We start from the raw sequence: 11,389 nt of genomic DNA, 5'->3' as shown, positions 1-11,389 counted from the left end.
TAGTATGCGTTGATTTATGTGTTTAAGGTGTTACGGTGGCTTCGTATTGCGTTGCTCACTACTTAGCTTAGCGTTAGTTTGCAAAGGGCAGAAAAATGTTTGTGGTCTAAGAGCGTTGTTCTACGTTCTAGCTATTCACCTGTTCGTCTTTCTATCTCACGAACTTTCCGGTGGCACTATGTTGGAAGCGTTTGCGGCGAGTGAGTCACTTACTGGTTCTAACATTGTTGCTAGTTCTTTGGTGCGTTTTCTTTTTCTTGGCGGCTCATTCGCTAACAAATAGCTTGGTCGCACTTGGTTGTCAGGTTAGTCGAACGAATCCTTTGCCAGTTAAAAGCGCTTCAAATCGTAGTCATTTGTCGTATGTCGCTTCTTTGCCAAGTGCGTTTTGTTGGTTGTATTTAAATTCTGAGCTGCCCGTTTTACTTTTGCGTCGAAAGCCAGTAGTTTCATAATTAATTCAGCATCTTGGCGCTAAGCCTCTGGCTTTATCGTGGTGGCAAACTAACAAAGCGCTTAAGACGGACTAACAAACGCTCGGCATTTTTGGTTTGGTTCAGTTGCGTGTTTAAGGTGTCCAAATTGGGTAAGGCGGCAGGTTTGTTAGCCACTTAGCTTAGCGTTAGCAGGCAAAAGGAAATTGAGGCTTATGTGGATAGAAAAAAGCTTAATTGAAGGTCAATATGTTGCTCTTGAACCTCTTACTTTAGATCATGTTCCGGCATTGATTGAGGCAGTTAAAGACGGAGAGCATTGGAAGCTATGGTTCGCTAATGTACCAAGCCCAGAAAAGGTGCATCGCTATGTCAGTGATGCAATCACTCAGATGCTTCTAGGTAATATCGCCTATGCGGTGAGAGACAGAATGACTAATAAGATAGTAGGGGCGACTCGTTATTATGGAGTTGATGATTCAAATAAACGGGCTTTGATTGGTTATACTTGGTATGCAAATTCGGCTAGGGGAACTCTGATAAATACAGAGTGTAAATATCTTCTCCTCAAACAGTTATTTGAGAGGTACGAGGCAATTGCAGTAGAGTTTCGAACTCATGTTGGCAATACAGCTTCTCGAAAAGCTATTGAACGGCTAGGTGCAAATCAAGACGGTATTTTACGCAACCATCAAATACTAAAGGATGGTTCTGTAAGGGACACGGTTGTTTATTCAATTATTGATTCAGAGTGGTCTGAAATTAAGCAAGGGTTGCTAAAAAAGCTCAGCTAACAAAGCGTTTAAGGCAGATTCGCAACGCGTGGCATTTTTAGTATGCGTTGATTTATGTGTTTAAGGTGTTATGCGGTGGCTTCGTATTACGTTGCTCACTACTTAACTTAGCGTTAGTTTGCAAAGGGCAGAAAAGCGTTTGTGGTCTAAAAGCGTTGTTCTACGTTCTAGCTATTCACCTGTCCGTTTTCCAATCTCACGAACTTTCCGGTGGCACTATGTTGGAAGCGTTTGCGGTGCGTTAGTCACTTACTGGTTCTAACATTGTTGCTAGTTCTTTGGTGCGTTTTCTTTGTCTTGGTGGCTGAGGTGCTTGTAAATAGCTTGGTCGCACTTGGTTGTCAGGTTAGTCGAACGAATCCTTTGCCAGTTAAAGCGCTTCAAACCGTGGTCATTTGTCGTATGTCGCTTCTTAGCCAAGTGCGTTTTGTTGGTTGGGTTTAAATTCTAAGCTGCTCATTTTACTTTTGCGTTGAAAGCCAGTAGTTTCATTGCTAATTCAGCACCTTGGCGCTAAACCTCTAGTTTCATCACGGTGGCAAACTAACAAAGCGCTTAAGGCAGATTCGCAACGCGTGGCATTTTTAGTATGCGTTGATTTCTGTGTTTAAGGTGTTATGCGGTGACTTCGTATTACGTTGCTCACTACTTAGCTTAGCGTTATGTACTTTGGAGGTCAATTGGATATTGCAGAGCTTTTTAATTTCTTGTCACAAGAGGGTAGAACAGTTATCTACTTTGTTGCGTCAGCATATGCTCTTTATTTTTATCATACGAAAATAGGGTTTAGACTCAGTATTACCTACGAAGTTAGCGGCGATGCATATACGGATAGTCAAATAACAAAACTGGTGGTTAGCAATCACAAAGATAAAACGGTCCCAATTTGGTCTATATATGCGGTTGTGGAAAATGATGTGAAAGTAGAGGTTTACAAACCAGCAGAGCCAGTGGTTCTGAAATCTGGAGAGTCTCTTTCGATTGTACCAGAAAAGTATACGTCTCTCTCTATTGGTGGTGATCATTTTGAACCGCATTTTTTCACTCGAAATGTTGATTTCTACATCAACGTAGGTAATAAATTCGTCAAGTGTAAGGACAGGAAGTTCAAAGATAGCTTTCTTGAAAAAATACCTCAGGCGCATAAAACGAGAATGCTCTTTGATGGGCATTTATACAACGAGAACGTTAATTATATTTTGGTGTATTTTCTCGATGGTAAAAAACATACGGCGTATATCGACAGTAGAGGCTTTATTGGGCATGAGTGGGGACTTGCGCCGAACAACTTTGGTCAAGCTACAGTTACCCCCGAACTAATTGAAAAAATGCTTGAGCATTACGGATATACTTCAATATTCTCTAATTATGTTTGCTTTAAGCGCAATGGGAATGATTTTGATGTGGCGTTTAAAAAACGTACATAACAAAGCATTTAAGACGGATTCTCAACGCTTGGCAATTTCAGTCTAGGTCAGCTTTAGTGCTGAATGTGGCAAGGTTTAAGGTTGGGTGGTCGCGTTGTTCACCACTTAATGCGGCGTTATATGTTTTGGTCAATTTAGGATTTTTACGATGCTGAAGCTAAGAAAAGCAGAGGCTCATGATTTAGAACTCATCTATTTAATGGGCTTCGATGTATGGGGTGACGGTCTTTCTTCTGAGGAGTACTTAGTTGGTTGTCGTAACAGTGAAAAATACTTAGAGGGTACTTGGTACGTATTGGTTGAAAAGGATCAAGTTCTATCATCTCTTATTGTTTATAGCGGCATGTTCGATCTTAAAGAGGGCTCTTTTGGTATTGGCTCTGTGGCTACACCTCAAGAACTAAGGCACCAAGGCTATGCGTCAAAGTTGGTTAACCTAGTCAAATCTGAGTTATTTGATAGGAACCATTGTAGGGCTTTGTACCTACATAGTGATATTGGACAGCAGTTCTATATGAAGCTTGGTTTTGTCAGTATTCAGGGCTCTGACTGCATGATCTACACAAAGGAACCAGTCGCTTCTAATGAAGTAATACCAGCATACTTTTAGCTTTGAGTTTTACATATAACAAAGCGTTTAAGACAGATTCTCAACGCTTGGCATTTTCGGTTTGAATCGGCTTTAGTGTTTACACCACAATAGGTTAGGTTCAGCGGTGGCGTTGCTCACTACTTAACGCGGCGTTAGTTTGCAAAGAGCAGAAAAGCGTTTGTGGTCTAAAAGCGTTGTTCTACGTTCTAGCTATTCACCTGTTCGTTTTTCAATCTCACGAACTTTCCGGTGGCACTGTATTGGAAGCGTTTGCGGTGAGTTAGCCACTTACTGGTTCTAACATTGTTGCGAGTTCTTTGGTGCGTTTTCTTTTTCTTGGCAGCTAATTTGTTAACAAATGGCTTGATCATATCTGGTTGTCAGGTTGGTCGAACTAATCCTTTGTCAGTTAAAGTGCTTCAAACCGTCGTTGTTTGTCGTCTGTCGCTTCTTAGCCAAGTGCGTTTTGTTGGTTGAGTTTAAATTCTAAGCTGTTCGTTTTACTTTTGTGTTCAAAGCCAGTAGTTTCATAGCTAATTCAGCACCTTGGCACTAAACCTCTGGCTTCATCGCGGTGGCAAACTAACAAAGCGCTTAAGGCAGATTCGCAACACGTGGCATTTTCACTATGCGTTGATTTATGTGTTTAAGGTGTTATGCGGTGGCTTCGTATTGCGTTGCTCACTACTTAGCTTAGCGTTAGTTTGCAAAGGGCAGAAAAGCGTTTGTAGTCTAAAAGCCTTGTTCTGCGTTCTGGCTATTCACCTGTTCCTTTTCCAATCTCACGAACTTTCCGGTGGCACTATATTGGAAGCGTTTGCGGTGAGTGAGTCACTTACTGGCTCTAACATTGTTGCTAATTCGTTGGTGCGTTTTATTTTTCTTGGCGGCTAATTCGTTAACAAATGGCTTGGTCGCACGTGGTTGTCAGGTGAGTCGAACGAATCCTTTGTCAGTTAAAGCGCTTCAAACCGTGGTTATATTCCGCATGTCGCTTCTTAGCCAAGGCGTTTTGTTGGTTGGGTTTAACTTCTGAGCCGCCCGTTTTACTTTTGTGTTTAAAGCCAGTAGTTTCATAACCAATTCATCACCTTGGCGCTAAACCTCTGGCTTCATCGTGGTGGCAAACTAACAAAGCGCTTAAGACAGATTCGCAACACGTGGCATTTTTAGTATGCGTTGATTTATGTGTTTAAGGTGTTATGCGGTGGCTTCGTATTGCGTTGCTCACTACTTAGCTTAGCGTTATAAGAAATAGGATAATTTCGTGGGTGATTCAGTTTCAACAGAGCTAGCTTACAATTACGCGAAGATGGCACTTGCTCAAGAGCTAAAACGCTTTGATTCATTAGATAGTAAAGCTAATAAATTTCTTGGCTTAATATCGGTTGTTCTTGGGGTTCTAGTGAGTGTAATCGGATAGGGTTTTGAAAAGTTTTTCCCTCCAGTAACAAGCCTGCAATGTCTGATAGTTTTCTTATTGTTTTTGATTATCCTTAACTTATCCCTTGCATGGCACTATTTGTTTAAGTCGATAAAAATATCTGACTTTCCTACTTTGAGGCTTGACCAAAATGTTTCCTCACAGCTTTGTACCTTCGAGGAAGAAAATATCAGAACGATAATTATCTCTTATCAACAACTACTCGAAGTACACAAAAATATAATGTTACTCAAGGAAAAGTATGTTGAAAAAGCATATGAAAATATTTCATATGGGGCAGGAATTACACTAATTGCTCTATTCTTTATCATGGTATCTCAACTCTAACTGGAAAGTACAAATGGCAAATGACAACAAGCAACAAGGACAACGCCCAGAACCTTCAAAGCAAGACAACGGTACTGGTTTTGGTGTGGATTGGTCGAAGAAATCTGAAGATGATAAAACATCAGAAAAACGTGGCTAATTTCTTATAACAAAGCGTTTAAGGCAGATTCGCAACGCGTGGCATTTTTAGTATGCGTTGATTTATGTGTTTAAGGTGTTATGCGGTGATTTCGTATTACGTTGCTCACTACTTAGCTTAGCGTTAGTTTTTTACTCAGAAATACCCATTAAGGAGGAAGTTTTTGAAGTCAAAAGCTAGAATAATTGTAGTCATGTCGTTATTGGTTGTAGTCATAATAGCTATCGTAACTAAACCAAGCTCAAAGGGATTAGATCTATCCGATTGTAATTTAGACGCTGTGGCTACAACACATGTCCATTTTTTTGTAGATGAAGAAGTCTTAGCATTATCTACATTAGATGAAGTGAAAAAATCCATGAATAAATCAGTAAAGTACGCCAATCAGGTACTTGAAAATTCGTGTATTCCCTTACGAAGAAAAATTGGCAAAATTTCAGCGATATCATTAGAGAAAAATTCAGTTAATAATCTAAGTTCAGCATGGAAAGTTGTGAGAAAAACTCTTGAAAGTAAAGGAGTTACTTTCATTGATACACATACAAACGAATTATACGGTTTGATTTTCCATGAAAGGCATGCAAAAAAATTAGGTTTATCTGGACAAGCTTCTCCATATTTTGGTGGTGGTTTTTTTGCTATTTCATCTGGCGCACCAATACATGCTTTAGAGCATGAATTAGGTCATTTGTCGTGGGCACAACACCGAGAAAGCAATCCAATACCTAACTTAACATTGTTTTTGAAATCCGCTACCCCACAAGACTATCAGGGGAAACTTGTTTCTTATGCTCGCGCATTTAGATGTGGTGATTCAGGTACAATAATGAGTTATGAGACAAACATACTCCCCATATATTCAAGCCCTTTAGTCAAATACCAAGATAATGTTTGTGGGGACATAGATAATGGCGATAATGCACGTGTGTTGCGAGAGTTTGCGCTTGAGTTGCTTAAACAAGAAAGGGAGCAACAGCCCAAAATTTAGTATCAAGTTTGAAGTGCGATTCCTCACCGTTTGGAAGGTTAAGCTATATATTTTGTGAACCAGAAGCTAGAACTCCGTTTGAGGCTATAGAATTACAATTCGGCTTGAATGAAGCTGAGGTTATTCGCTTCATGCGTAGAAAACTGAGAAGTGGCAGTTTTAAATTGTGGCGCTCTCGAGTTTCAGGGCGCTTAACCAAACACGAAAAACTGCGAAGCTCTGATATTACAAGAGCTTATTGCCCAACTCAGTACAAGCATCGTTAAACTTATACCATACAAGCATTTAAGACAGATTCCCAACACTTGGCATTTTCGGGTTGAATCGGAGTTAGTGTACCGGCAGCATGGGTTAGCTTTGTTGGAGGCGCCGCTCACTACTCAACGCAACGTCGATACTTTGGAAGAAATATGGAAGTAGTTACTACTAAACAGCATGTCTCAGAATACCCAAATCCGTTTTATTTGAAGCGAGGCGATAAAGTAGCGCTGGGTGAAATGGATGACGAATTTCCCAATTGGATTTTTATAACCAATGATACTGGCGAGCAAGGCTGGGCTCCAATTCAATATATAGAAAAGACTGAAAGTAGCTCCGTAGGAGTAATGCTGGAAGACTATGACAATGTTGAGATCAATACCGTCATCGGTGAAAAGCTGTCAGTGCTGTATGAACTCAATGAGTGGTATCGAGTTTCGAGGTCAACATGCGAAATTGGTTGGGTGCCAGTGCGCTCTGTACAACGTATTTAAACTCAAGTCATATAGCAATACATCAATATCGCAGGGTTTATACATCAAAATAAAAGTAGGCCTCACTCTATGAGGCCTTCTAATATTACTGGTTTGGCTGACCGCCAAGGCAGATTAGCTCGTTTGCTTCTTCTTTAGTTAAATTATTTAGTAGTAGATCGAGCGTAATCTCTGTGCGACGTTGGGCTGAACCAAATTTGTCAAATCCACCACATTTTACCGTGTCAATTTTCACAAGTGCTACGGTTTGCTTGTTGTCTTTTATTTCAACATTTAGAAAGCGCATGTAACTAGCCATATCCCACCACCAATTTGCAGAGTAGGTCAGTTTTGGGTTATCAGTAGTGCTAGAGTTAGATTGAGAAATATCGACAACTTCATATTGGAAACCGTACTCATCTAATTTACCTGCAATAATATGTTTAATTGACTCTTTAGTGCGTCCATCATCAATGATCTGGATACTTTTATTTTCTATTTTAGTTGAATCAAGCTGTTGAAGTTCAAGGATGGCATTATTTGCACAGCCAGACATGAGTAGTATTGAAAAAATTAGGACGATCTTATTAAGCATTATAACGGTTCTCAATTATTATTTATATTCAGCAAATGTTACCATATGGTATGGTGTTCATAAAATGTTTTGTTCGTCTTAGAATTAAAAAGCCATTACTTGCCCAAGGTTTCTTAAGCTAACCCATGATATTGGAGGCTAGTACCTTTCGTGGGGGCATTATGTCTATGTACTATGAGGAATAGTTATGATAGTTAGCGAATATGTAGTGAAAAAATCTAATGATAACGCGCTAAATTTGGTTATTGAACTGGGTTTGCCCGAGCCAGACTCAACGGGTGACTATCGTTGTAAATTTAGTGTTCTGGTACTGGGTATTGATGAGTATATTTATGGTGTAGATGCCATGCAGTCATATTGTATGGCGCTAAAGCGCTTTAATTTTCTGATAAATGACCTCGTTTCGGAAGGTTATAAGTTCTACTATCCTGGCTTTCTCGATATGGAAGTGGATATTTTGTCAACGTACTTTTAGGTATGCACATAACAAGACTTTTGAGGTCAATAGTTAATGCTGGATGCTATATTTATCCCACATTAAACCGTCTCTAAGTACCACATTTTGTGTTATGACCACCTTTCTCATGTAGGCAACTTCAAGACCGCTGGGATGCTTACATATCAGCTCATTGTGAGTTTATTGCTTTGCTTTGTTACTTTGTAGCAGGCGAGCTAGATTGGTTTTACGCTGCTTCGTTCAACTAATGTTGGTTCGAGTTCCACAACTTGTGGGTAAGCGTCAGGAGTTTGTAATCGGCTTAAAAGGGTATCTACTGCGACTTTTCCTAAGCGGTGTTTTGGCTGGTGGACGGTACTTAGCGCTGGTGTCATGTACTTCGACAGGTGGATGTCATCGTAGCCAATAATTGATAAATCATTCGGGATCAATGTGCCATCTTGATCTGCTGCGTGTATCACGCCCATGGCCATCATGTCATTACTGACAAATAGCGCCGATGGCATTTCACCACGCGCTTTTAATGTTTGGTAAGAATCAAAGCCACCATCACATTCGAAGTTAGATTCAACAATCCAATTTGGGTTGATCTCTAAACTCGCTTCTTCCATCGCTTGCTTAAAGCCTTGGTAACGAGACGAGGCTTGATTGCGGTGCAGTGGGCCAGTGATGCAACCAATTTGAGAGTGACCGTTATCGATCAAGTGCTTGGTTGCCATGTAACCGCCTTGATGAGAGTTGTCTTGGATCTTGTCGCTGGCGAACAACATTGGACCCCAGTCCATAACCACAACTGGCAGCTCTGGGTAACGTTCAAACACATCGATATGTTCGCCTTCAAGGGTAGAACACATCAGCATTAAGCCATCGACACGCTTTTGCAGCAAAGTGTCGATGGATGATTTCATACGCTCGCTGTCGCCCTCGGTGTTACACAATATAAGGTTGTAGCCTTTTTCGTAGCAACGACGTTCGACACCTTTTACTACCTCGCCAAAGAATGGGTTAGTAGAGGTAGTCACCAGCATCCCAAGGGTTTTGGTTTGCTTCATTTTCAAGCTACGAGCCAATGCAGATGGCGCGTAATTCAGTTCTTTAGCCGCACTGTTAACACGCTCTGCTATCTCTTCGCTGACAAAACGTGACTTGTTGATCACATGGCTCACGGTCGAAGTAGAAACCTTTGCGAGCCGAGCGATGTCTTTCATTGTTGCCATAAAAAATCCTTGTGGGAGTAACTTGCCACGTTGCGCGATATTCTGCCTGAAAACAGGGGCTTATGCTTGTTATTTGTTGTTACCGAATTTGAAGGCTAACACCCGTTAACGACGGTTTAGCTCAGGAGTTAAGCCTTCAAGTAGGTGTCAAGCTAAGCCGATAATTGCTCTGATAAAAACGCATCCGTTTCTGCTCGGCTTGGAATAGAGGTTTGAGCGCCAAAGCGAGTCACTGAAATTGCCGCCGCAGCGTGAGCAAACTTAATTGCGCATTCTAATGGCATGTCTTCAAGTAAGCCTGTCACTAATGCACCATTGAAGGTATCACCCGCAGCAGTTGTGTCTGTTGCTTCAACGCGGAAGCCTGCGATCAACTCACCTTCACCGTTTTTACTTACCCACACACCCTTCGCGCCAAGTGTGATCATCACAGTCTCGATGCCTTTAGCATGCAGAGCCAAAGCCGCCTGATGAGCAGATGCGCTGTCGCTTACGGTAACACCGGTCAGTACTTCTGCTTCGGTTTCATTTGGTGTAATCACATCAACACACGCTAGTAACGTATCCGATAGTGGGCGAGCAGGAGCTGGGTTTAGAATCACGCGAGTACCGCTCTCTTTTGCGGTTTTCGCTGCGTACTCAATGCCTTCAATTGGGGTTTCAAGTTGAGTCAGCAGGTACTTGGCTCCGCGAATCTTCTCTAGATGTGGTTCGATTTGGTCGCAAGTCAGTTTGTCATTGGCTTCTGCAGAAAGACAAATGCTGTTTTCGCCCGTTGCGGATACTTGGATCATCGCGATGCCAGTTGGAGTGTTGTCTGCCACGATAACACCGTCGATGTTGATGCCGTCTTTAGCGAAGTCTTGACGAATGTTGATGCCGAATGGGTCGTCACCGACACAGGCGATGAAGCCGATATCTGCGTTTAATCGCGCAGCAGCGACTGCTTGGTTTGCGCCTTTACCGCCAGGGATGACCTGATAGTTACCGCCAATCAAGGTTTCACCCGGACGAGGGAACGAAGGAACTTGCAGTACGTGGTCAGCGTTAACGCTACCTAAAACAATCAGTTGAGTCATGATACGAGCCTTATGATATATCGTATTTGAAAATGCATGGGTCTTTCTCATTACGTAAATTGCTCGCCTTGTTAGACGGCGTATGAGAAACAGCGATGCACTGTCGGTTTTTTGTTTTTTTCTTGAGTCAGTGAGTCAGTGAGTTAATGAGCAGGGAGATACGGGACTCCCTGCTTTATATCGCGTTATCTAGTAACTATTACTTAGCGATGATTTTTAGCGGTACTGGTACGTACTCGTCTACTGTTTCGCCTTTCAGTACTTTGTCTGCCATTTCGATACCTAGAGAACCGATTAGGTCAGGCTGTTGTGCAACCGTTGCGCCTAGTAGGCCGCGGTTAACTGCAGCGATGCCGTCTTCTGTGCCATCAAAGCCAACGATCATTACGTCTTTACCCGAAGCTTGAACGGCGCGAAGTGCACCTAGTGCCATTTCATCGTTTTGAGCGAATACAGCTTGTACGTCTGGGTTTGCAGCAAGCAAGTTTTCCATTACGTTCAGACCTTTAGTACGGTCGAAATCAGCAGGTTGGCTTGCAAGAAGTTCAAGGTCGCTGCCGTTTACTGCGTTCATGAAGCCTTCACCACGTTCACGAGCTGCAGAAGTACCAGCAATACCTTCAAGTTGGATTACTTTCGCTTTTTCGCCCACTTTTTCCATGATGTAGTGACCCGCCATTTCACCACCGATGACGTTATCAGAAGCAATGTGGCTCACTACGTCACCGCGGCTTGCACCACGGTCTAGCGTTAGTACAGGGATGTCTGAGCGGTTAGCCATGCGAATCGCGTTAGACACAGCGTCGGAATCCGTTGGGTTGATCAGGATTGCCTTAACACCACGAATGGTTAGATCTTCAATGTTCGATAGCTCTTTGCTTGGATCGTTTTGAGAATCAAGAACGATAAGCTTGTAGCCTAGCTCTTCTGCTTTCGCTTCTGCGCCATCTTTCATGGTTACAAAGAATGGGTTGTTCAATGTAGACAGAACGATTGCCATTGTATCTTGCGCCTGTGCAGACACAGAGACTGTTGTAGAAAGAAGAGCAGCAGAAATAAGAGTCGCTAATTTTTTCATGGTGTAAGTCCTTTGTGTAGGGTGAGCTAGGAGGCGAGTCCTAGCTCGTTGTTACATTATTTATAGATTTAATGTTTATAGGTTTAT

16 protein-coding genes are annotated in these 11,389 nt (G+C 42.0%); 12 read left to right on the top strand and 4 right to left on the bottom strand.

The window, feature by feature from the left end:
• Nucleotides 1–16 precede the first annotated feature (16 nt).
• The 11 genes from OCT63_RS15125 (at nt 17) to OCT63_RS15075 (ending at nt 6,897) form a co-directional block, all read left to right on the top strand.
• Nucleotides 17–283: a hypothetical protein gene (locus OCT63_RS15125; RefSeq protein WP_269983991.1), complete on the top strand. Its 267-nt coding sequence runs from the start codon at nt 17–19 to the stop codon at nt 281–283.
• Nucleotides 284–649: 366 nt separating this feature from the next.
• Nucleotides 650–1,228, top strand: a complete 579-nt coding sequence (locus OCT63_RS15120) for a GNAT family N-acetyltransferase (protein ID WP_269983990.1) — start codon at nt 650–652, stop codon at nt 1,226–1,228.
• Between the two features lie 56 nt (nt 1,229–1,284).
• Nucleotides 1,285–1,473 carry a hypothetical protein gene (locus OCT63_RS15115; protein WP_269983989.1) on the top strand — a complete coding sequence of 63 codons (189 nt, stop codon included), beginning with the start codon at nt 1,285–1,287 and terminating at the stop codon, nt 1,471–1,473.
• Between the two features lie 435 nt (nt 1,474–1,908).
• Nucleotides 1,909–2,655, top strand: coding sequence for a hypothetical protein (locus tag OCT63_RS15110; protein WP_269983988.1), 747 nt, complete (start codon nt 1,909–1,911; stop codon nt 2,653–2,655).
• Nucleotides 2,656–2,803: 148 nt separating this feature from the next.
• Nucleotides 2,804–3,265: a GNAT family N-acetyltransferase gene (locus OCT63_RS15105; protein ID WP_269983987.1), complete on the top strand. Its 462-nt coding sequence runs from the start codon at nt 2,804–2,806 to the stop codon at nt 3,263–3,265.
• 528 nt (nt 3,266–3,793) lie between these two features.
• Nucleotides 3,794–4,141, top strand: a complete 348-nt coding sequence (locus OCT63_RS21520) for a hypothetical protein (RefSeq protein WP_333482695.1) — start codon at nt 3,794–3,796, stop codon at nt 4,139–4,141.
• 373 nt (nt 4,142–4,514) lie between these two features.
• Complete coding sequence (locus OCT63_RS15095; RefSeq protein ID WP_269983986.1) at nt 4,515–4,670, top strand: hypothetical protein; 156 nt, start codon at nt 4,515–4,517, stop codon at nt 4,668–4,670.
• A gap of 361 nt (nt 4,671–5,031) precedes the next feature.
• Nucleotides 5,032–5,157, top strand: a complete 126-nt coding sequence (locus OCT63_RS15090; RefSeq protein ID WP_269983985.1) for a hypothetical protein — start codon at nt 5,032–5,034, stop codon at nt 5,155–5,157.
• Between the two features lie 163 nt (nt 5,158–5,320).
• On the top strand, nt 5,321–6,145 hold the full coding sequence (locus OCT63_RS15085; RefSeq protein ID WP_237668590.1) for a hypothetical protein: 825 nt from the start codon (nt 5,321–5,323) through the stop codon (nt 6,143–6,145).
• Nucleotides 6,146–6,192: 47 nt separating this feature from the next.
• Entirely contained in the window at nt 6,193–6,411 is a 219-nt protein-coding gene (locus OCT63_RS15080; protein ID WP_269983992.1) for a TIGR03643 family protein, read from the top strand.
• 144 nt (nt 6,412–6,555) lie between these two features.
• The gene (locus OCT63_RS15075) at nt 6,556–6,897 is read left to right on the top strand and encodes an SH3 domain-containing protein (protein ID WP_060469703.1); all 342 of its coding nucleotides are present in this window, start codon (nt 6,556–6,558) and stop codon (nt 6,895–6,897) included.
• A gap of 85 nt (nt 6,898–6,982) precedes the next feature.
• On the opposite strand, the gene OCT63_RS15070 is transcribed toward OCT63_RS15075, so the two are convergent.
• Nucleotides 6,983–7,471 (bottom strand): Sbal_3080 family lipoprotein, encoded by a 489-nt coding sequence (locus tag OCT63_RS15070; protein ID WP_161753853.1) that lies wholly within the window; start codon nt 7,469–7,471, stop codon nt 6,983–6,985.
• 187 nt (nt 7,472–7,658) lie between these two features.
• Here OCT63_RS15070 and OCT63_RS15065 point away from each other — a divergent pair, with 187 nt between their 5' ends.
• A complete protein-coding gene (locus OCT63_RS15065; RefSeq protein WP_060469701.1) occupies nt 7,659–7,946 on the top strand; it encodes a hypothetical protein in 288 nt (95 codons plus the stop codon).
• Between the two features lie 197 nt (nt 7,947–8,143).
• On the opposite strand, the gene OCT63_RS15060 is transcribed toward OCT63_RS15065, so the two are convergent.
• The 3 genes from OCT63_RS15060 to rbsB all read right to left on the bottom strand — a co-directional run bounded on the left by OCT63_RS15060 (nt 8,144) and on the right by rbsB (nt 11,302).
• Nucleotides 8,144–9,145 (bottom strand): substrate-binding domain-containing protein, encoded by a 1,002-nt coding sequence (locus OCT63_RS15060; protein WP_161674615.1) that lies wholly within the window; start codon nt 9,143–9,145, stop codon nt 8,144–8,146.
• A gap of 152 nt (nt 9,146–9,297) precedes the next feature.
• Nucleotides 9,298–10,224, bottom strand: a complete 927-nt coding sequence (gene rbsK / locus OCT63_RS15055) for a ribokinase (protein WP_269983984.1) — start codon at nt 10,222–10,224, stop codon at nt 9,298–9,300.
• A 199-nt stretch (nt 10,225–10,423) separates the two neighbouring features.
• On the bottom strand, nt 10,424–11,302 hold the full coding sequence (gene rbsB, locus OCT63_RS15050; protein WP_161674619.1) for a ribose ABC transporter substrate-binding protein RbsB: 879 nt from the start codon (nt 11,300–11,302) through the stop codon (nt 10,424–10,426).
• Between the last annotated feature and the right edge of the window lie 87 nt (nt 11,303–11,389).

Origin of the sequence: Vibrio sp. RW, assembly GCF_027587105.1 — a bacterium.
GTDB classification, from domain to species: domain Bacteria; phylum Pseudomonadota; class Gammaproteobacteria; order Enterobacterales; family Vibrionaceae; genus Vibrio; species Vibrio toranzoniae.
Note: the sequence above shows the minus strand (reverse complement) of the source record. Positions and strands in the feature narration are given on the sequence as shown.